At 49.6% G+C, this 21201-nt stretch carries 21 protein-coding genes and 2 riboswitches; of the genes, 6 read left to right on the top strand and 15 right to left on the bottom strand.

Annotated elements, in window-relative coordinates; genetic code table 11:
- Window positions 1-37 precede the first annotated feature (37 nt).
- From EL29_RS10630 to EL29_RS10615, 4 genes are all read right to left on the bottom strand, one after another.
- The gene (locus EL29_RS10630; RefSeq protein ID WP_028715343.1) at window positions 38-997 is read right to left on the bottom strand and encodes an AEC family transporter; all 960 of its coding nucleotides are present in this window, start codon (window positions 995-997) and stop codon (window positions 38-40) included.
- Between the two features lie 92 nt (window positions 998-1089).
- Window positions 1090-1287 carry a hypothetical protein gene (locus EL29_RS10625; RefSeq protein ID WP_014605434.1) on the bottom strand — a complete coding sequence of 66 codons (198 nt, stop codon included), beginning with the start codon at window positions 1285-1287 and terminating at the stop codon, window positions 1090-1092.
- 312 nt (window positions 1288-1599) lie between these two features.
- Complete coding sequence (locus EL29_RS10620; RefSeq protein WP_028715342.1) at window positions 1600-2139, bottom strand: hypothetical protein; 540 nt, start codon at window positions 2137-2139, stop codon at window positions 1600-1602.
- Between the two features lie 6 nt (window positions 2140-2145).
- Window positions 2146-3216 (bottom strand): lysozyme inhibitor LprI family protein, encoded by a 1071-nt coding sequence (locus EL29_RS10615; protein ID WP_028715341.1) that lies wholly within the window; start codon window positions 3214-3216, stop codon window positions 2146-2148.
- Window positions 3217-3367: 151 nt separating this feature from the next.
- Window positions 3368-3464: riboswitch (TPP riboswitch) on the top strand.
- A gap of 67 nt (window positions 3465-3531) precedes the next feature.
- Here EL29_RS10615 and EL29_RS10610 point away from each other — a divergent pair.
- Together EL29_RS10610 and EL29_RS10605 are read left to right on the top strand one after the other, a co-directional pair.
- Window positions 3532-4893 carry a site-specific integrase gene (locus EL29_RS10610; protein WP_028715340.1) on the top strand — a complete coding sequence of 454 codons (1362 nt, stop codon included), beginning with the start codon at window positions 3532-3534 and terminating at the stop codon, window positions 4891-4893.
- Window positions 4894-5254: 361 nt separating this feature from the next.
- Window positions 5255-5533: a hypothetical protein gene (locus EL29_RS10605; RefSeq protein WP_029571436.1), complete on the top strand. Its 279-nt coding sequence runs from the start codon at window positions 5255-5257 to the stop codon at window positions 5531-5533.
- A gap of 170 nt (window positions 5534-5703) precedes the next feature.
- On the opposite strand, the gene EL29_RS10600 is transcribed toward EL29_RS10605, so the two are convergent.
- The gene (locus EL29_RS10600) at window positions 5704-6834 is read right to left on the bottom strand and encodes a beta family protein (RefSeq protein ID WP_028715338.1); all 1131 of its coding nucleotides are present in this window, start codon (window positions 6832-6834) and stop codon (window positions 5704-5706) included.
- 16 nt (window positions 6835-6850) lie between these two features.
- Window positions 6851-8062 carry an ImmA/IrrE family metallo-endopeptidase gene (locus EL29_RS10595; RefSeq protein WP_028715337.1) on the bottom strand — a complete coding sequence of 404 codons (1212 nt, stop codon included), beginning with the start codon at window positions 8060-8062 and terminating at the stop codon, window positions 6851-6853.
- Between the two features lie 1571 nt (window positions 8063-9633).
- Here EL29_RS10595 and EL29_RS10585 point away from each other — a divergent pair.
- Window positions 9634-9837, top strand: a complete 204-nt coding sequence (locus EL29_RS10585) for a hypothetical protein (RefSeq protein WP_028715336.1) — start codon at window positions 9634-9636, stop codon at window positions 9835-9837.
- Between the two features lie 62 nt (window positions 9838-9899).
- On the opposite strand, the gene EL29_RS10580 is transcribed toward EL29_RS10585, so the two are convergent.
- Window positions 9900-10190 carry a hypothetical protein gene (locus tag EL29_RS10580; protein ID WP_028715335.1) on the bottom strand — a complete coding sequence of 97 codons (291 nt, stop codon included), beginning with the start codon at window positions 10188-10190 and terminating at the stop codon, window positions 9900-9902.
- Window positions 10191-10213: 23 nt separating this feature from the next.
- Window positions 10214-10486: a hypothetical protein gene (locus EL29_RS10575; protein WP_071999619.1), complete on the bottom strand. Its 273-nt coding sequence runs from the start codon at window positions 10484-10486 to the stop codon at window positions 10214-10216.
- Between the two features lie 479 nt (window positions 10487-10965).
- A riboswitch (TPP riboswitch) is annotated at window positions 10966-11060 on the top strand.
- A 31-nt stretch (window positions 11061-11091) separates the two neighbouring features.
- Here EL29_RS10575 and thiM point away from each other — a divergent pair.
- Window positions 11092-11892, top strand: coding sequence for a hydroxyethylthiazole kinase (gene thiM / locus EL29_RS10570; protein ID WP_028715334.1), 801 nt, complete (start codon window positions 11092-11094; stop codon window positions 11890-11892).
- On the top strand, window positions 11879-12679 hold the full coding sequence (thiD, locus tag EL29_RS10565; RefSeq protein ID WP_028715333.1) for a bifunctional hydroxymethylpyrimidine kinase/phosphomethylpyrimidine kinase: 801 nt from the start codon (window positions 11879-11881) through the stop codon (window positions 12677-12679). Before thiM ends, thiD begins: the two co-directional genes overlap by 14 nt.
- 34 nt (window positions 12680-12713) lie before the next feature.
- Here the strand turns inward: thiD and EL29_RS10560 are convergent, their stop codons facing one another.
- From EL29_RS10560 to yegS, 3 genes are all read right to left on the bottom strand, one after another.
- On the bottom strand, window positions 12714-13400 hold the full coding sequence (locus EL29_RS10560; protein ID WP_013026403.1) for a GntR family transcriptional regulator: 687 nt from the start codon (window positions 13398-13400) through the stop codon (window positions 12714-12716).
- 44 nt (window positions 13401-13444) lie between these two features.
- Window positions 13445-14911, bottom strand: coding sequence for a mannitol dehydrogenase family protein (locus EL29_RS10555; RefSeq protein WP_028715332.1), 1467 nt, complete (start codon window positions 14909-14911; stop codon window positions 13445-13447).
- Between the two features lie 156 nt (window positions 14912-15067).
- Window positions 15068-15970 carry a lipid kinase YegS gene (gene yegS / locus EL29_RS10550; protein ID WP_014594093.1) on the bottom strand — a complete coding sequence of 301 codons (903 nt, stop codon included), beginning with the start codon at window positions 15968-15970 and terminating at the stop codon, window positions 15068-15070.
- A gap of 60 nt (window positions 15971-16030) precedes the next feature.
- On the opposite strand from yegS, the gene EL29_RS23315 reads away from it, so the two are divergent.
- Window positions 16031-16162, top strand: coding sequence for a hypothetical protein (locus tag EL29_RS23315; RefSeq protein WP_019106532.1), 132 nt, complete (start codon window positions 16031-16033; stop codon window positions 16160-16162).
- A gap of 38 nt (window positions 16163-16200) precedes the next feature.
- Here the strand turns inward: EL29_RS23315 and trhP are convergent, their stop codons facing one another.
- The 4 genes from trhP to EL29_RS10530 all read right to left on the bottom strand — a co-directional run bounded on the left by trhP (window position 16201) and on the right by EL29_RS10530 (window position 21193).
- Window positions 16201-17577, bottom strand: coding sequence for a prephenate-dependent tRNA uridine(34) hydroxylase TrhP (gene trhP, locus EL29_RS10545; protein ID WP_028715331.1), 1377 nt, complete (start codon window positions 17575-17577; stop codon window positions 16201-16203).
- 116 nt (window positions 17578-17693) lie between these two features.
- Window positions 17694-18401, bottom strand: a complete 708-nt coding sequence (gene baeR, locus EL29_RS10540) for an envelope stress response regulator BaeR (RefSeq protein WP_013026399.1) — start codon at window positions 18399-18401, stop codon at window positions 17694-17696.
- A 6-nt stretch (window positions 18402-18407) separates the two neighbouring features.
- Window positions 18408-19796: an envelope stress sensor histidine kinase BaeS gene (gene baeS / locus EL29_RS10535; protein ID WP_019106530.1), complete on the bottom strand. Its 1389-nt coding sequence runs from the start codon at window positions 19794-19796 to the stop codon at window positions 18408-18410.
- Complete coding sequence (locus EL29_RS10530; RefSeq protein ID WP_013026397.1) at window positions 19793-21193, bottom strand: MFS transporter; 1401 nt, start codon at window positions 21191-21193, stop codon at window positions 19793-19795. Before EL29_RS10530 ends, baeS begins: the two co-directional genes overlap by 4 nt.
- Window positions 21194-21201: the final 8 nt, after the last annotated feature.

The raw sequence follows: 21201 nt of genomic DNA, 5'->3' as shown, positions 1-21201 counted from the left end.
TAAGACGAAAGCCCTGTAACCTGTGTTGCGGGGCTTTTTAATATCCGGCCAGCGTCATCAGCATCATCCATAATGGTGTAGTTATGGCAGCAAAAAGCGTGGAAAACAGCATGCTCGCGGCCGTCGGTCCGGTTATCACATTAAATTTCTGCGACATCAGATAGACGTTCACGCCCACCGCCATGGATCCCAGCAGCACTACCACTTTGCTTTCCAGCGCGGGTAACCCGGTCAGCCAGGCAATAGCCCAGACGCACAGCGGTTGCAGAATCAGTTTCAACGCACAGATGGTGTAACTCTCTTTTAAGCCTTCCCGAATCCGGTAGTGCGCCAGGCTCATGCCAAGGGTGATCAGGGACAGAGGCGCGGCAATCGATGCCAGCATGCGTAAGGGTTCAGCGGCAATAACGGGAAGCGGCCGCTGTAGCAGACTCCAGGTCGTGCCGGACAAAATACCGATGATTAATGGGTTCTTCAGCACGCTGATCAAGGTTCGTTTAAAACCCCCCAGTGAGAAACTGCCCTGTTTGGACCACTCCACCGATACCGTCAGCAAGGTCCAGAGAATCAGGCTGTTAAACACCAGCACCAGCGCGACGGAGGGGAGTGCCGCTTGACCAAGCAGGACGGTAGCAACCGGAATCCCCAGCATCACGTTGTTCGAGAACACGCCGCCCAGGGCAAAAACCGATCCGGCTACGCCATCCAACTGAAACAGGTGCGATGCGACAATCCGTCCCACAATGAAGACCAACAGGCAACTGCCAAAAAACGCCAGCAGCAGGCGTACATCGACCGGTGGACTGTTATAAAAATCACTCATGATGCGAAACAGCATGCAGGGCAGGGCGACATTGAACACAAAACGGTTCATGCCTTCGCTGACGGTAACGGGCCATCTGCCAAACCGGATAAGGCAGAATCCCAGAAAAATCAGGATAAATAGCGGGGCGGAAAGGTAGATCTGGTGTCCTAGTGTATCCAGCAGGAATGGCATAAGTGTAAGCAATCCAGTGACTCAGTAACCGCAAGACTATCAAATTGCTTCAACCACGTAACCTGGCAAAACAGGGCGCGCGGTCAGCCAGATCATCCCAGCCAGCGACGCGCCTGATCATCACTGATATCGCGGTAATAAACCCGATGGATAACCGTATCGCAACGTTGGCAGCGGGCAGAAAGATAGGTGGAATAATAATATCGGCCAGAAGGAGAAACCGCACCCTGACGGGTGATGCTAATGTCGGTCCATCGGTGACGATGAGGAATAAGCGCTAAGAATCGCATCATGCTTCCTGTAAAGGATGAAGTGTTCTGGTAATTTTTAACTATATTATTTGAATACTTATTGTTGCGATGTTGTAGGCAGGCTTGTTAACTTCCGGGCGATGTAATAATGGTGAAAAATATTACTTAATAGTGTTAATAACTCTACTGCTATTACTTGAGAATTTTTAGCCCGCAGCATTAAGCCTTTTTTTGTAGGGAAGGGAGTTGATCCAGATCATGCAAAAGGTTGCGAAGAATTTTTCATATCAACGCAAAGCTTTGCAGAGAGAAACCATAAGGTGATGACGACCTTGATCAGTTGAACAGGCGTTAACGCCACAACGTATCCTGAAGATAGAAGTGGCCAATCAACGGTTGGGTCACGATACTAAGCTCGGGATCACGTTTTTTTGAACAGCGGTCAAAAATGCACTCGGCTTGCCACTGACTTTCAGGTGCATAGACGAGATCGGTAAATCCCTCATTAAACTCATCCCATTTTATGATGACTGGCTGATGAGTGTAGTATTGTGCAATATCAAAAAGGGGATAATAACTAGGGTAAATCAAAAATAACTTGATATAGTTAAATTCTGTGACAGAAAGGAACACTAAGCCAGCGAAAATGAATGGCAGGGAAATAACTTTCGCGACATCTTTCCAACGGCGTTCCCAAATAGATGTAACAAGTTCGCATATTAACCACATTGCCCAACTTATTAATATTAAAGTGCCCCCTATTAAAGAAAAGATAAATGTACCAGAAGACAAAGATTTATAAGCCATAATCATCAGAAGTGCAATAATCACAATCAGCGGTAAGCTAATTAAGCCTTTGATATTAGATGGTGCTTCATCGTCTTTTTGCATTTTTTATTACTCATCATCGGTAATGTTATTCAGCAGGATCGTGATTGAACGTCTGGCTTCGCTATTCGCCGTATCCGCCGGCATGTTAAACGCATGTTGGTAGTAGTGTGCCAGCTCAATAAGGCTATTCTGGTAGCCTTCAGTATGCTGCTTGATAAACTGCTGTGCGTCGTCAGATAAGCTATTTTTTCCGTATTGGATGGACTTTAAATACTTCATGCTGTGACTTAACGTGGCCGACATTTCCGCCCGCGTAATGGCATAAATTGTAAAACGAATGGTCCCTGTGCTAACAGGGGTGGCATCTTCCGCCAGATGAATAAATTGCTTAAACAACGGCAGTGTGGGCTGAGTTTGTTCGCAGTCACTGATGGGGGTTCGGCTGTCAATTGCACCACCGGCCAGCGGTTCCAGCCAGACGATATTTTGTGGATGCCGTAAAAATGCCTCGCAGGGGATAATAAGTGATTCTGGATTATTTTTGGCAATGAGCCAGAGAAACATGCCGAAGTTGTTGGTATTTTCTGCTGCGCTTTCTGCATCAGGAATTTTATCTTCGAATATATGGTTATCTGTTACTTCGAAAGCGGGTCGAATGAGTTCGGTGACCTTATTATGCCGGGTTGAACCTGCTGGAAGAGAAGTAAACTGATAAATCGCTTCGTATATGTTTACTAACTCGGGATGTGTTTTACGGATTTGCTTAATGGCTTCGCCATGATGGGTATAAAGAATCATGACAGCGAGTTCAAAAAGCCGATGATCGTAATATCCTTCAATGCATTTTTCTTGAGGATCTGTGAGACACATTTTAGTCAGGTTTTTTAACCATTGCCGTTGTGCGGTAATGAGCCCCGAAGGTCCGGCCGTGGCGTTTTTTTTCGCGAGATCAAAAAAATGCGCCATTAACCGATCTTTTGCCGATAACGTCTGGCTCTGACAAATCACCTTTTCGATTGTGCTGGGATGCGCACATGAAAAACTGGGGGCGGCACTCGCCTGAAATGCCAGCATCAATCCTGACATGAGTAACGCCAGCTTTATAAAATATGCGACCAGGCTGAGGCCAGTTTTCATCAGGATACTCTGAGTAAATAATTGTTATCTCGAGAATAAGCCCAAGAAGGCGTGTTGAATATAAACCCGGATTAAACGATCTGATTTGATGCGGGCAAGGTTGCTTTGCCAGTGGCGCAACCTTATGCTGATAACGGGTAAAGTGAATTTACCTGACGACTCGGGGTGCCCTTCTTTGTGAAGGCTGAGAAAAACCCGTATTACCTGATCTGGATAATGCCAGCGTAGCCATGGCAATTATTCAGATAAAAATCAAATGATTACTTTCAATGCCTGTCCCGTTTTGTTCAGCCGTATCTCAAAGAGGCTCACCAAATGGGACACAAGACTATTCGTCACACCATCACACGCAACGGGATTTACTACGTCCGTTTTCGCCTGCCGGGCAATACATATTTTCGTAAGTCACTGGAAACAGACAGTCACACCCAAGCTCATTTGATAATGTCGTTTGCTTCCCCTGTAATTCACATGGTGCAGAGCGGTGCAATCCAGCCGGATCAATTTGCTGCTCGTCTTTCAAACTTATCCAAACGCCTGAAACAGCAAACCGATCAATGGATAGCTCATCAATTTTTCGATGATGATCACCGTCTTGCTCAAACTCAGCCAATAGAACTGCATGAACGCCGAGATACTGTCACTCCCCTGGTAGTTGCGAAACAAAAACAAGTTACCGAATCAGCAGAAGTTTTAACTTTGGCTGGAGCATGGAACATGTACAGATGTGAGAAGGAACGTAACTGGACTAAAGCAATCGCCCAAGCCAACGAGCGTTTTATGGAAGTGTTGCTTGTTGTCTTAGGAGGGGAAACTGATGTTACGGGAATCGCCAAGCAGGACATAAAGCAAGTGATGGAAATTGTAGAAAATCTGCCGAAGCGAGTTGTTCAGCCATATCGTTCAATGACCATTCAGCATTTGATCGAATGTGATGATGTTCCAGCGGAAGATTTGGTGGGAACTGAGGCTATTCATAAACATCTCAAAATCTACAAATCTTTGTTCAAAACCTTTCTCACTGACAGCAAAGACATCCTAAAAAAATCGCCAACAGATGGAGTTGTTGCAGCACCAACAAAGGCAAGATTCGGAGCGTACAGTGCGGCAGAAATGCGTAAATTTGTGGGTTGGGCGCTTGAGCAGTCTGATGGATGGGAGAAGTGGATCACTTTACTGCTCGCTTATACCGGAGCTAGAAGAGGAGAAATAGCCAAACTTGAGAAGTCACAAGTCAAATTTGACGAAGATAGCCAGCGGCACTATCTGCTGATAGCAGAAGGAGGGCAGGGTAAAACTGAAAATGCTACAAGGCAGGTTGCGACTCATCCCAAGTTAATTGAATGGGGTTTCCTCGATTTTGTGAATCGTCAGTGGAAAGAAAAAATCTTCTCGCCAGTGGCGGGGAAGAACATGCCGAAGATTGGCAAGGTATTAGTTGATGTCCGAGATCAACTTGGGATTCCGTACCTTGACGACTTTGGGCAACGTAGACTTGTGCATAGCTTCCGTCATTCTGTTTGCTCCGCTGCAATGGCTGGATGGGTTGAAAATATTTTCCATTTGCAACAAACCGTAGGCCACGAGAAAAGCGGGTCGGGGATTACAAGACGCTATTTACATACGTTCCCATTATCTTCTGTATGCTACGTGATCGATGGTTTAGGCTGGTACTAATTTTAACTTCTCAAGCTGAATCTGCGAAGTTGGTGGATAACTAACCTCGTATCGTGGTTTAGCGAGGTTCATCATGAGGGCAAAGCTATTGCTGAGGCAGTCACCTTTGTTCTACCCATTCTTCCGCATCCGCGCTTATGTCCTTCCACACACTAATGTTTTTCACCCAATCCTATCTTTACTGAATGAACCCTAATGCAGATTGGGAAATGTTGCTTTATAGAATTGTTAGCTAAATTACTAATCATTAGATTGATCACTTTTTCCGATTGATTTATAAAATATTGATCGTTTTTACCGATCAATAAAGTGGCTCCCAACTCGAAGTTTTAAAATTTACTTTTAGTGAAAGATTTTTTTGATGTTAAAAATCATTGCCTTAAACATTATATTTTGCTCTTTTGCTCTTTTGCTCTTTTGCTCTTTTGCTGTTTTCGCCGCAAGTGAAAATGTGGCAGTAACAGAGGCTAAAAAAGTTCAAGATGAAATCCGATATGCTGGTTACGGATGTGAGCGGGTAGATGGTATTGAAACGGAAGGGTTCTTTGGAACGATAGTAAAGGTTACATGCGACAGGGTTTTTAGATTTGAATTACGATATGAACGGGGAGGTGTTAGCGTAGAGGTAGTAAATCTTTAAAGAGAGTTGGCTAACTACCAAGTATTAATTAAATTGTATTCTTGTGGCTAATGCACTATTGATAAAACGATGGTTTTTAAATGTGCTTTATCTTTCAATATTTATTTATGTCATGTTTTTGTGTAAAAAATTTAAAAAATGACGCCTTCAATTAAGGCGTCATTTTTTATTTAAATAGTAAATGCCTTTTTAGCGACTCTAAGTCTATTGAACTCAGTAATCTCTTCTACTACATAACTTATATGGTGGTTTGTGTCGTAGCTGATCCATTCAGTGTTACCACCCAGTATCTCTTTTTTACTACATGCGAGAATGCATTCATCACCCCAACTAAACTCTGGGCCTAAATAGTGAGAGGATTTAACTACTTTTTCAGATAAATCATGGAGTTGCTTATATTTCTCGTCTTTGTTTTTAGCGTAACCACGAACAACAAAGAATTTGTCTTCGATAGTATATCGTATTTTACCATTTGCATTTGGTGCTATAATATCATCTTCTGCCTTGGGGTTTCTGATACCATAATCAGAGAAAATGAGCGGTAGCTTTGAATCATCAACGAAAGATTTCCAAACGTGAATCTCGCGTCTCGTTACATAATCAGATGAGTTCTCATCTTTAACCGCTTTGTTTATGAACGCAGGGAAAGAACCGCCTGAAATAATAATGCACGAAAAATCATAATCGGACAGAATATTTAAGACATGCTTGACATGAGCATTTAACGACTCAACCGATTTGTTTGTGACGTCATCAAAGTCAAGCATTATCATAACTTCTTTGCTTGATAATCCAAGCTCTTCAATGATTGTTTCAAGAGTCTCAGTGAAGTAATCGACATCGTAAGAATCTTCAATAATTGAAGAGGAATCAATTCTAATGCAATAATTATTACCATCAGGGATATTTAAATCTTTCAATGCTATTTGGTAGTCTAAAATATCCCATCTATCGAATCCCACAACAGGATGAATAATCGCGCCGCTTTTGGAAAGTTCTCTGTAAAGATAGCTTAGTACATGCTCACCAGTTTCAATGTAGCAGTCGGCTTTCCATTGTGTGATGTCAAAGAAAAAAGCATTAGATTGACATGAAGCTACGACCTTTTTTGCCGTTCTTTGAAGGTGATCAGTTAAAGGCTGTGTTGATTCCATAAGCCATTTTGGTTCTTTTTCTTTTCTAACTAAAATAGGAATTTCAAAAAAAGGTGCTATTTTTTCAGAGTGTGCAGCCTTCAGTTTTTTTAAAGCGGCGAATTCACCTGCTTTTGCTTTGAGAATAGGTACATATGTAGGGTACATAATAACTCTCCTGCGTTTAGTTATCGAAGGCCGGAACCAATAATGCTTTTACTTCACCTTGACCAATTAGGTCGTTAAAAATTCTATAATTTCCGCTTTCACGCCGTATCCGACCTGCAATAATCGCAGGTGTGATTTTTAATTCTCTTGAGAGACTGTCAATTGCCTCTTTAGATGGGGATGAATAAACTTGGCTTCTCTTCCATATTGACCTTGGTATAAATGCTTCTCTGGCAAGTCTATTTGCTTCTGACTCCTGTCTATCATCGGTATTTGAGTCAAGGTCGTCCAAGAAAATTTCATTAGAATCAATATGCTTCCATATATGTGCTACTTCATGCAGCAAGGTAAACCAAAAGTTATCTAAGCGGTCATACCTTAACGTCAAACCTATTATAGGTAGCCCATCGATATCTTTTAAAGCCGCACCATCAATTCTTGTGCCTTTTAAACATGGTTCAATCACGATGGCGATGCCATGCTTTTCAAGAAATTCAATAGCCAATAATGGGCCTTTTTCAAACCAGCTTAATTGTGCTAAATCACGTAAGAAATTGGCAGACAAAACTTCATGGTTGAACAGGCCTAAATTTTTTTTCCGCGTGCGTGCTTGCTGAACTACTCTGCTGACCCATGCAAAAAGAGCATATTTTGTTGCAGGTGAATACGCATCGCCCGAGAGCGTTCTCTTAAAAGAAACATTGCTGCTTGCTTGCCAGCCAACCTGATCGATAAATCCTTTAATTAATTCTTCTGTTGTTTTTTTTGCTTTATCCGCTAAATCTGGAAGCCACCCTCTTCTAATCATTTCCTTTACTGGGAATTTTGACCAGTCAATATTGTCATCTGAGGAAGGCGGCCCATCTGAATTTAGGCCAACTAATGTATCGGTTGAAATACCAAGACCAATTGAAAGCGCCTTGATCATAGAGACGGTTAGGGGTCTCTTACGAGAAAGAATCTCAGAAACTCTACTTCGTGTTCCCAAATAGGGTACAAGATCAACCTGCTTGAGTCCTTTCTCATGCATTCTAAAAAGGATTGCATCGATAGGATCTGGTGGTTCAATTGGATATTTGGCGTTTTCGTAAGCCTCAACAATCGTGATGAGCAACTCAAGTTCTTCATACTCTTTTGAATGCATTGGAGGCATAGCAAGCATGAGAGAATGGATCTGCTTTAAGTACTCCTGATGCTGTTGCTCTGTTTTTATGACTTTAATATCCATTACATTACCTTTGTTGAGGTAACAAGCACCACTAACAAGTTGAAATCAATGATGGTTTCAATTACTGCATTACACCCATCAACTTTGAATATGAAGGAACGTCCATCAGCACTGTAAGCACTGGGATAATGATTTTTAACTTCATGGATAGATTTCCACATCACAGAATCTAAATCTGCTAACCATGAATTTATCCAAGCAACGCTTGATGGACTGGACAGCTTTAATGCATCCAAATGGTTTCTTCCACACAATCGCATATTTGTTCCTAATCTGGGAACATCATAGTGTTCTCTGTCTGCTGTGTCAAATTGTTCCCAAATGTGGAACGTGAAGTTGTGAGATTATATTTTACACGGTTACAGTAATTATTTTTATGGGTTCAATCAACTAAGTAAGCCAATTCACTGCCTTAACAGGAGTTTAGCTAACTAAGCATATGGGCTAATTTGTTAGGCTGTTTAAAGTATGAGGTGGGTTAAAATGTTATTTTTGATAAATATCAGTGATTTACCTTTCGGGTTTCTTCCCGGTTTCGTGTCGTCATGAAGTTGGACGCGCAGCGGTGCATAATGCCCACGCCAAGCGCACTGCGGCACGGCTTCACATCAGCTTGTAATGAGCGCTTATAGCATCGGCAGAGCATGAACACAGACCCCTGGCAGAGCGACACCAACAGCAGGAAAAATTACTCAGCCGCCCGGTAAATCGGGCTAAATCGGCAGTCGTTTAACATAATAGATGTTACCATAACCACACTGTTTGTGTGTTTTTGTCTGTGCGGGCCTTTCAAGACAAGGTGACACGATGACGCTTATTTCCACACATGTTCGCCACTGGTAGCGCCACTTTGCTGGCAAGAAAACCTTTTCAGTAATTTTGCACAACTTTTGGCGCATGGCACCGAATATCGGGTTTCAGTACGTTGATTGTCTCCAGGCGTCAGGCGGCACATTTCCATTACTTCATTTTTAGGCAGCGGCTGCATGAAGTCATCAACAAAGAGATCAACGGTTCGCGGTTCGGCTGCTGGTCATTTCGGTTATCGGTTGTGCGGTATGTCGTCGCTATCTTCACGGTTCGCCGTATCCGGGCGCTCCCATCTACTAAGAGTGTCGCCAAAAACGGTGATCACTCCAGACACCATTATCATAGGCCGTCAGGCTTCACATAAGCCATCATAGCGAGGCGATTACCAACAATTCAAGGCGATACAATCATAGAAATCAGCGAGTCTCTGTATGGCTGGCAGGCCGTCAGGTGAGGGGGCCAGCCAGAAAAATTTTTTTTCGTGCTTGGCGTAATCCATCCGGGACGCGGAAAACGTTCCCGGTCAAGCAACGCATCAGAACATCATTGATTTAATGTTTTTCATTGCGTGGCGATAGTTTTAACGCCTCCTTTGCTGGCGCGGGTTAGAGGCCTGTTTGTGCTTATTCTTAGCAGGTTTGGTTGTTGATTTTCACTGTAGGCGGTGAGCCGGGCGCATGGTCTGACACATGGCGAGATAGCTGAAAAGGGTGTATATCTATGCCTATTCGGCTCATTAAACCGTTAATTTTCGGAATTAAATGCTATTGCTTGGTGTTGGCTCTGTGCCAGTTCTGACCATGCCGCTCAAAGGCGACGATCATTCAATCATCAACCTTTCGGCACTTGCACGTTGGCTTGATATGAAACGAACAACGCTGTTTGACCATATCCAGGCTAAAGGGCTGGAGACAGCGATCAGAGAAGCCGTGACAGCAAAGCGAATGAAGAGGTTAGAGAGTTAAGCTGGCGACAGGATTAGGCAGCAGACAATGTTAATTATGTCTACTGCCCGGACTGATTACGATCAAGATGGTTTATTCGCTTGAAGCTGAGAAAATAATGACAACATTTGCTGATTCAGTAGCTGTGACTGCTGGAGCTGCATCTGTGACTGTTGAAGCTGTACTTGATAGCTGCTAATCACGGGTTGCAAAGAAGCTACGCCCAACCCGAATCCAATAGAAACAACACCGTTGTTCCCACCGTACATAGCGGTTCTTACATTTCGTGCTGCACCGCCATAACACCAAATTCCAGTTACTGGGTGCTGAATAGGTTTTGTCCAGCCATCTTGATAATCCTGTTCATTAAACATCGCAATTTCCTATTAAAAAAGGTTTATTTTTCATAGCTATCCCTTAGTTTTTCCAACTTAGTATTGCCGTGAACAGAGGCATTACCATCACCAGAAACCACGCTGTATGACAGGTTAAAGCCATCCAATGTGGAGTCTATCCGGTTGGCTAAAAAGTCACTTAATCGCGTACTATCGGAGGCTTGCCTTTTGTAGTCATAATCAGGAAGATCAATGCCATTCCCATTAGACCGGATTACAATACGAATACCTTCCTTTTCAAATATTTGGCGTTCATAGTCATAAACTGATGTCACTTAATACTGTCTCCAATAGTGCCGCGTTGTGGTTAGCTTGAAATGATAATAGTGAGTAAATTAGGCCTTAATCAACAGTTATTTTCAATAGGCGGCATAAACGCGGACAGATTGCAGATAAAAGCTGGTCAAAGAGCTGTGCTGGATATGTGGGAAGAGGACGGATTGAGATGAAGTGAAGCAAGGCACCGCAGCGGATCGCTGGTTCTTGGGCAGGTCTGCCCCTCCTGGCCTTCGACACTGAATGAAGGTAACAATCAGTGCGATCTTGCTCTAACCAACACGGCAGAAATTAATCTCAAAATTCATGGCTGGGTAACCCGGCCTTTTTTACGTCAGGATTATATCCAATTGGGCCACAATGTGGGTCACAAGCTGGGACACATTGTGTGTTTTATGGGTTGTGTCTTTGACTTCCCGCTGGCATTATCCGGATCAGGGATTAACGGGACGTTAATCGCAAGTAGTTGATTTTGATTTTAAATGACTCGGGGTGCCCTGTAATACAGGGCTGAGATACACCCGCTGACCTGATCTGGATAATGCCAGCGTAGGGAAGTCTGATGCCTGACCGCATTCGCCTTCTTGTCCGCCGGTTGGGAGTTATGATGACACATCAACCGCAACACCTTTCTGATGCGCAATGCGCGCCCATTCTGCAACAATTTCGCCGTCAGTCACCGCTGGTGCACTGTATGACCAACGATGTGGTGCAAACGCTAACGGCTAACGTTTTACTCGCCCTTAATGCCTCTCCGGCCATGGTCATCGACGCTGACGAAGCGGCGCAGTTTAGCGCGCTTGCCGATGCGCTGCTTATCAATGTCGGTACGCTAACCCACGATCGTAAGCAAGCGATGCAGGCTGCGGTGCTTGCAGCAAACCAGGCGGGCACGCCATGGACACTGGATCCGGTGGCGGTCGGCGCGCTGACGCTGCGCACCGCGTTTTGCAAGCAGCTACTCGCGCAGTCGCCTGCAGTGGTTCGCGGCAATGCCTCAGAGATTCTGGCGCTGGCGCAGCAGGCAGAAGGCGGACGCGGTGTTGACAGCCTGCATTCGGCCGAAGCCGCGCTGCAGGCTGCCCAACAGCTGGCAAAAGCTTTTGATACCTGTGTCGTCGTAACCGGCGAAGTAGACTATGTCACCGATGGACAGCGAACCTGGGCGATTACGGGCGGCTCGCCGTTAATGACGCGGGTGGTCGGCACCGGCTGTGCGCTTTCAGCGGTGGTTGCGGCCTTTGCCTGTTTGCCAGGTGACCGACTGATCAACATCGCCTGCGCCTGTCGGGTGATGGCGCTGGCTGGAGAAAAGGCCGCGCAGGATGCAGATGGACCGGGTAGCTTTGCGCCTGCTTTCCTTGATGCACTCTGGACGCTGGAGGCACCTGATGAAACGCATTAATGCCCTGACGATTGCAGGGACCGATCCCAGCGGCGGGGCCGGTATCCAGGCCGATCTGAAAACCTTCTCTGCACTGGGCGCGTACGGTACCAGTGTGATCACGGCGCTGGTGGCGCAGAATACCTGCGGCGTGCAGTCGGTATACCCTGTTGCGCCAGAGTTTGTGACCGCCCAGCTGGACTCGGTGCTGGATGATGTGCGCATCGACAGTGCGAAGATTGGCATGCTGTCTGAAACAGAAATTGTCGAGCGGGTGGCCCATGGCCTGCAGCGGCGGGAAATTCCCTTTGTGGTGCTGGATACGGTGATGGTGGCTAAAAGCGGCGATGCCCTGCTGAATCCGGATGCGATTGCCTGTGTGCGAGATCGTTTATTGCCACTGGTGTCATTGATTACGCCAAACCTGCCCGAAGCCGCTGCACTGCTGGGATGCCAGGTTGCCCTCAATGAAGATGAGATGCTCACCCAGGGCGAAGCGCTACTGGCGCTGGGCTGCCAGGCAGTGCTGATGAAAGGCGGTCATCTCGATGGTGATGAAAGCCCGGACTGGCTGCTGACCCGGGCAGGGCGTCAGCGCTTTAGCAGCGTGCGGGTAAACACGCGTCATACGCACGGCACTGGCTGTACGCTGTCCGCCGCACTCGCGGCCTTACGTCCCCGGCATGACAGCTGGGAAGCGACGATCAGTGAAGCGAAAGCCTGGCTGCAGCAGGCATTACTGGCGGCAGATTCGCTGGAAGTGGGCAACGGGATTGGGCCGGTGCACCATTTCCATCAGTGGTGGTAGCCCATCGTGTTTCGCCTTGCAGACTGGCAAGGCGTTAATCCTCTTCAAACCAGGCGCTGTTTTGCTTGATGACTGGGGTGATCGAAAACATCATGGCCTGCAAATGATGGCGCAACGCCGCCTCAGCCTTGCCGGGATCGTTTGCCTTCAGCGCCGCAAAAATAGCATCATGCTGTTCTATCAGGGTTTCGGCGGGTGCAACGTCATTCAGGGTTAAATAGCGTACCCGGTCCATGGTGGCTTTGATGTTTTCAACCGTTTCCCACGCCAGTGGACAGCCGATGCTCTCAGCGATGAGGCGATGAAACTCATCGTCCAGGCTTAAGAACATCTGGCTATCGCCACGGGCAGCGGTGATGCGTTGCAGTTGCAGGTTATGCTCCAGCGCCATCAGCCCTGACTCTGCGATTTCCTCAGCAGCGCGACGGACCACGGCAATCTCCACGGCCTCACGAATGAAACGACCATCTTCGACCCGTTTAGCCGAGATCCTGCGCACAAAGGTGCCGCGCTGCGGCAGGATCTGAACCAGACCGGCCTCCGCGAGCTTGATAAAGGCTTCCCGCACCGGCTGACGTGAGAGGTTGAACCGGGCGGAAACCTCTTTTTCCGAGAGCAGTGCGCCCGGCTGAATTACGCACGTCACGATATCGCGGCGCAGATAGCGGTAAACCTGCTGATTCACAGGTTCGCTGGTGGTAATGGTGTAAGAAAGTGTCATATCGCTGTCCGTTTTATCTTCGGCCTGGGCATCAGGCGATCGCATCAGACCTCAGGACCGGCAATGGCTTGCTGGACGCTGGCACGGGCTCCCTGAGCGGCAAGCTGCAGGTAACAGGCGGTAAGTTGTTGCACCAGTGCATCGTTTTTAGCAAGATCGTCGCCAAATACCCTGCTGATGTTGAGTAACGCCCGCACGCGAGCTTCACCGTCATCACTTTCCGCTACGCAAGTGGCCAGTTGTGCGTTCAGCGGATCGCGGATCTCGATGGGCTCGCCTTTTTCGTCCACTGCGCTGACATAGCGCATCCAGGCCGCGATGCCCAGCAGCAGCAAGGGACACGGCGTGCCGTGGTCCAGATGCCAACGCAGGCTGTCGAGAAAGCGCTGGGGCAGCTTCTGGGTCCCGTCGGTCGCAATCTGATAAGTCCGATGCTTAATCGCCCGATTGGCAAAGCGGGCGATAAGCGCATCGGCATAGGCGGATAAATCGACATCCTGAATGGTCAGCGTAGGTGCCTGCTCATTGACCATCAGCGCCCGTGCCGCTGCGCGAAACGCGTCATCAGCCATACAGTCGCTGATGTGTTCGTAACCGGCAAGATAGCCAAGGTAAGCTAAAAACGAATGGCTGCCATTGAGCATGCGCAACTTCATCTGCTCAAACGGCAGAACATCCTGCACCAGTTGAGCGCCCGCTTTATCCCAGTCCGGTCGGCCGCTGACAAAATGGTCCTCGATCACCCACTGGAAAAAAGGTTCAGCTTCAACGGCGACCGGATCCCGTGAACCGATGCGCTGTTGCAGGGCGTCAAATGCCGCGTCATTCATGGCGGGCACGATACGATCCACCATGGTGGAGGGAAAGGTGAGGTTCTGTTGGATATAGTCAGCCAGGGAGGCATCGTAGTGCCGGGCCAGCTGCATCACGACATTACGGGTTACGCGGCCGTTTTCTGGCATATTGTCGCAGGACATCACGCTAAATGGCGCGACTCCCCGTTCACGGCGGCGGCGGATTGCCGCGACAATCAGACCCGGCAGAGAGTGCGGCTGGTCCGGCTGCGCCAGATCGTGCTGAATATCCGCGTGCTGAACGTCAAGGTCGCCGCTGGCGGGCAGATGACAGTAGCCTTTCTCTGTCACGGTCATTGATACAATCGCCACGTCAGGCTGACACAGCGCCTCAATGACGGCCTCGATACCGTCCGTTTTGCCATGCAACGCGGACGTGATAATGCCGATTACACGGGTTTCTACAGCATCGTCGCTCTTTTCTGTCAGCGTGTAGAGCAGGTCCTGTTCCCGCAGCGCCTGAATAAGAGCGCCGCTGTTCAAATTCACCTCGCAGTAACCCCAGTCGCTGCCCAATTCAGCCAGCTTATCGCTACATAACGCCTGGTGGGCGCGATGAAAGGCACCAAACCCGATGTGTATCATTCGGGTCTTAAGCTGGCTACGGTCGTAGGCGGGGCGCTTAACATCAGCGGGAAGGTGGTCAGTTTGCAGCATCATGCATCCTTGTGGCGGAGGGAGCGACAGGCCATTCCGGCGGTAAGGATGAAAAATTACGCGCCCCGCGACTACCATACAAGTTGGCGTGACGAAATTGTGAATGCAATCACGAACTGTTTACATCTAAGCCGGGAGTCTTCACTCCCGGTTAACTTAGCTCAGCAACGCGCACTGCGGTGGCAGGCGACAGCTTAGCGCACCTGGCATAACATCAATCGTAAACTCCTGTCCGGACAGGGGTTCGCCATCCAGATTAAACGTCATCTCATGCGATGAGCGGATCGTCAGGGACGATAGACGGGTGGAAATAATGCTGGGATTGTCCTCATCGCCGCCGGTCAGTGAGTGCAGCAGGGTAGGCAGTAACTCCTGCGCGGTGACCACGCTGATGTCGAGCAGGCCGTCGTTGATCAACGCAGCGGGACACAAACGCTGACCGCCGCCAGCCTGACGGCCGTTACCAATGCCAATGACCAGCGCATCACCCTGCCAGCTAAAATCAGGTCCGGTGATTTCACAGCTGTCGGGCTTGAGCGTGTCCATGCGCATCAGCCCGTGAATGAAGTAAGAAACGCCACCCAAGGCCGACTTCAGTTTTTCCGGCGTTTCAGTGGTAATACGTGTACCGAAGCCGCCGGTCGCCATATTGATAAAGTAGTGATGCTGATTTACCCGGGCCAGGTCGATATCGTAGGCTTTGCCCTGAATCGCCAGACGCAGCGCAGGCTCGATTTCTTCAGGAATGCCGACGCTGGTCGCAAAATCGTTGGCCGTCCCCAGGGGAATAATGCCTAAGACAGGACGGTCGGCGACGTTGACGGACGCCAGGGCGGTGGCGATTTCATTGACGGTGCCATCGCCGCCGCCTGCCACCACGGTTTCAGCCTGTAATTCCAGGGCTTCTTCGACGTAGCGCTCGCCGTCGCCTTTTTCATACGTCACGCGCACGGCAATGTTGTAGCCCTCATCGCGTAGCTTAGTGACCGCTTCACGTAGATCATCATTGCCTGCGCCTTTACCGTTCAGGATCAGCAGCGTAAGCGATTGTTTGTCCATTATCTGTTCCTTGGAGATCTAAAGCGTAGTGAGTGGTTATAGCATAGCCGGAGAAGAAAAATGATTGGCGAAAAGGAGAAAAAAGAAAACCCGCACGGGGGAGCCGGGCGGGTGAATGAGGTGGATCCAGTTACAGCTGCTGATAATTGTTACTCATTGGTAGCAGGCAGCACTATAGAACAGCAAAATTAAGCCGTCTGTGATCCTACTCTTGCTTTTGTCAAAATGTGTCAAGCTGGCACGCGCGTGGCGTGCGGATCGCGTGTATCCTGACCCGCAGTAAAGTTGCGCAGCAGCAACGCAAATTGCAGGTCAACATCAGGCGGCACCTTCATCCAGACGCGATGTCCGTCTCCCGGCGCCACCTCCGTCGGCTCGCCCCGGCTGTTTTGCAGGGCATCCAGCGTACAAATCAGGTTGCCGGCGGGCGTCATGATCTCCAGGCTGTCGTGCAGGGCAAATTTATTTTTCACCACCACTTCCGCCCAGCCATCACGCAGCTCGCCGCTGAATTCGCCGACAAACTGCTGACGTTCCGAGATGGAATAGCCGTTCTGGTAATTCTGGTAGCTGTCATGGGTATGACGGCGTAAAAAGCCTTCGGTGTAGCCGCGATGCGCCAGGCCCTCCAGCGTTTCCAGCAGAGCGGGATTAAAGGGTTTGCCCTCGGCGGCATCGTCAATGGCTTTGCGATAGACCTGAGCGGTGCGAGCGCAGTAATAGTAGGATTTGGTCCGGCCTTCAATTTTTAATGAGTGAACGCCCATCTGGCTGAGCCGTTCAACATGCGCCACGGCACGCAAGTCTTTCGAATTCATAATGTAGGTGCCGTGCTCATCCTCAAAGGCACTCATCATCTCACCGGGTTTCATCTTCTCTTCCAGCAGAAACACCTTGTCGCTGGGTTGGCCGATGCCCAGGGTTGGCGTGACGTCCTGCACGGTAACCGGCTGATGGATTTCAACAATATTCCCCACGTCATCCTGCTTAGCCTCCTGCAACTGGTATTCCCAGCGGCAGGCATTGGTGCAGGTTCCCTGGTTAGGATCGCGCTTATTCATGTAACCGGAAAGCAGGCAGCGCCCGGAATAGGCCATACACAGCGCACCGTGTACGAACACTTCCAGCTCCATTTCAGGCACCTGCTGGCGAATCTCGGCGATCTCTTCCAGCGACAGTTCACGTGACAAAATCACCCGACTTAGCCCCATTTGCTGCCAGAACTTCACCGTTGCCCAGTTAACGGCATTGGCCTGAACGGATAAGTGAATGGGCATGGACGGAAACGCCTCACGCACCAGCATGATTAATCCGGGATCGGACATAATCAACGCGTCCGGCTGCATCTCAATCACCGGCGTTAAGTCGCGGATAAAGGTTTTCAGCTTGGCGTTATGCGGGGCAATATTCACAACGACGTAAAACTTTTTACCCAGTTCATGGGCTTCATTGATGCCCTTCGCCAGGTTTTCATGGCTGAACTCGTTGTTACGCACGCGCAGGCTGTAGCGCGGCTGGCCGGCATACACGGCGTCCGCGCCGTAGGCAAAGGCGTAACGCATATTCTTCAGCGTTCCGGCTGGAGAAAGCAATTCTGGTTTCATGATGAACTCACTGATATCAGGTCAGCATGCCGCCTGGGCGGCACGTGCAGGGCTAAACCCTGCAAAAGATGCGGAATTGTAGGCAGTGAGAAAAAGGAAGTAAATTGATCTGAATCAATCTAAATCAAATGACAGATATCGGCTTCCCAGCGATAGCCCATGCCGTACACGGCGCGGATAAAGGGCTGCTCGCTGTCCAGATTTTCCAGCTTCCTGCGCAGGTTCTTGATATGGCTGTCGATGGTGCGGTCGGTGACCACGCGATAATCATCATAAAGATGGTTTAACAGTTGCTCACGGGAAAAGACTTTCCCCGGCTCAAGGGACAGCGTTTTTAACAAACGAAATTCCGCAGGGGTTAAATCGAGCGGCTCATCGCGCCAGCTGGCCTGAAAGCGGCTTTCGTGCACTTTCAGCAGCGATGCGACCGGCGCGTCTTCTGGCGAGCGTTTGACGCGACGCAAAATGGTTTTGACGCGCGCAACCACTTCCCGCGGGCTGAAAGGCTTACAGACATAGTCGTCTGCGCCAATTTCAAGGCCGAGCAGGCGATCGATCTCTTCCGTACGCGCGGTCACCATAATAATCGGCAGTTCAGAGTCGCGCCGGATTTCACGGCACAGCGTCAGCCCGTCTTTACCTGGCAGCATCAAATCCAGCAGGATAAGATCGGGCGGCGTCTGGTTAACATAATCCAGTACTTCATTGCCGTGCGCCAGGTGATGAGTCCGGTAGTTAGATGCCTGTAAATAATCAATCATCAGTTGTGCCAGCTTGGGTTCATCTTCAACCACAAGGATCAGCGGATATGCGTTTTCCTGATTCATAGTCTTCTAAACGGGAGGAACATAACGCAATTGTAGCGCGATTTTCAGTCCACCTAAATCAGCGTGCGTCGCGGTTATCGTGCCGCCATGCGCATCAACGATGTTTTTACAGATAGCCAGGCCCAGCCCCGAGCCGCCGCTGGCGCGATTGCGTGAACCTTCGGTACGGAAAAAACGCTCAAAAATTTTGGCCTGCTGCTCGCCATCCACCCCGGGTGCGCTGTCTTCAATGATGACTCGCCAGTCGGGCGCGTCATACCAAAGACGTACCCGGACCTCGCCACCGGCATCGGTGTAACGCAGGCTGTTTTCCAGCAGGTTGATAAACAACTGCATCAGGCGATCGGGATCGCCAAAGAAAGGGGCTTCTTCAGGCATGTCCAGATGCAGCGTTAAATCATGAGCCCGGTAGCGCTCAGTAAAGTTGCCTGCGCTGACCTCAATAAGCTGCACCAGATCCGTCGCCTGCTTGCGGTAGGCCAGCGCGCCGACGTCAGAAAGAGAAAGCTGATGTAAATCGTCAACCAGCTTGGTTAACAGGGCAACCTCACTTTGCAATGAGGTAATGGCGTCGGGCGTCAGCTTACGAACGCCATCCTGCATGGCTTCCAGTTCACCGCGTAAAATAGCCAGCGGCGTGCGTAACTCATGGGAGATATCGGCCATAAATGCCCGGCGCATACTTTCATTTTTTTCCAGCGAACGGGCTAACAGGTTAAAGTCATGGGCCAACTGACCCAGCTCATCCTGACTGCTGACCTCAACCCGGGTGGCTAAATTCCCTTCGGCAAGATGATGGGTGCCGTCCACCAGCCTTTTGACCGGCGCCAGTAGGCCCCGCGCCATCAGCCAGGTCACCAGCGCGGCAAGCAGGGTAGAGAGGCCAACGATATACCAACTGGTTCGTCGCTGTTGCTGATCAAAATTAATATCGGTACTGCGCGTCAGGCGTTCAGGCGGGGAGCTGATTATCCAGCCCACGATTTTGCCGTTGCTGGTGGTGATGTTATGACGTATGCCTTCTGGCGGCACCTGTGAACGTGGGCCTACCATCACTTTGTACTGCTGATCGAGCACCCAGAACTGGGTTCGCCAGCCGTGCGGCGGAAGCTGATTACTGCTGTCGGGATTTTGTTCCAGCGATCGCAGCATGGTAAAAATCAGTCGGTCATTATTACGCAGAAAGTCCCAGTTGCCATGCTGCTCGTACTGATCGGCCAGCGCTGCACCCAGCAAATTCAGTCGCTGTTCGTTACCACGTTTAATGTAGTCGACGAAGCCATGCTCAAAACTCAGCCTGACGCCCCAGTGCATGGTGATCAGCACCAGCATGCAGGTGGAGAAAATAGCCATAAACAGCTTGGCACCAATGCCAACGCGCAGAAACGATCTCATTCACTTCTCCGGCGCCGCAGATCGACGCTTTTACTCTCTTCTTTCGGAACGCGCCAGAACACCAGCGCAGGCAGAATAATAATCAGGGCCATACAGAGATAAACGTAGATAAAGGCCTGATGGCTTAGCCCGTGGTGCCCCAGCGCCGACTGGCCGAAGGCGCCCAGCAGCAGGCCCGCAACGGTAACGCCGATACTCATGGATAGCTGCATGATCATGGATAACAGACTGTTGCCGCTGGAGGCCAGTTCGTCCGGCAGCTCCTTTAGCGTCAGCGTATTCATTGAGGAGAAGCGAATGGCATTCACCATGCCCTGCAGAAACAACACCAGCGGCAACATGGCCGTCCAGCCCAGCATCGCCACCAGCGGAAACAGTAAGACCACCAGCGCCAGGCCCACCGTCGATCCCACCAGCACGTTGCGGTAGCCAAACAGGTTAACGATACGGACCACGATGCGTTTCATGCCCATATTCCCCAGCACCATCGCAATCATCATCAAACCGGCATGAAACGGGCTGAAACCCATGCCGATCTGTAAAAAAAGCGGCGTCATAAACGGCAACATTCCGCTGCCGATGCGGCCCGCCAGGCTACCGAGTAAGCCAATAGAGAACACCCGATTATCAAACAGCTTCAGGCTAAACAGCGCATCGTCGTTATGGCGCGCATGTAACAGGTAAAACAGCAGTGACCCCATTCCTGTCAGAATCATCGCCGCCAGCAACAGCGCAGAGCCGCCGCTGCTGCGCTGACCATCAAGGGCCAGCGTCAGGGTTGCCATACCGACTGCCAGCAGGATAAAACCCAGAAAATCGAAGCGTCGTGGCGGCATGGCGTAGTTGGGTAACAGCTTTAAGGTGGCGATGGCGCCGATCACACCAACCGGGATGTTAATCAGGAAAATCCAGTGCCAGCTGGCATATTCCACCAGCACTCCGCCAAGCGCCGGACCCAGTAGCGGACCCACCTGGCCGGGCAGGGTGACGAATGTCATTGCAGACATATATTGATCGCGCGGCACAATGCGCATCACCGTCAGGCGACCCACCGGCACCATCATGGCGCCGCCGATGCCCTGCAGTACCCGCGCGACGAGCAGCTGATCCAGCGTGTTCGATAACCCACACATCAGCGACCCCAGGCTAAACAGAACGATGGCGCTAAAGAAGATATTTCTGACGCCAAACCGATCGGCCAGCCAGCCGCTCAGCGGCAGCGTCACCGCCACCGTTAACACATACGCGACAATGACCGAATGCATATGCAGCGGGCTCACGCCCAGATCCTGAGCCATTGACGGGATCGCCGTGTTGACGATCGTGGTATCCAGCGCCTGCATAAAGAAGCCAAAGGCGACAATCCATAACTGCCAACGGACAGTTACGCTCTGCATGATAGTGA

The organism is Pantoea ananatis LMG 2665 (genome assembly GCF_000710035.2).
GTDB classification, from domain to species: domain Bacteria; phylum Pseudomonadota; class Gammaproteobacteria; order Enterobacterales; family Enterobacteriaceae; genus Pantoea; species Pantoea ananatis.
The sequence above is the reverse complement of the archived record's forward strand: the minus strand, read 5'-3'. Positions and strand labels throughout refer to the sequence as shown.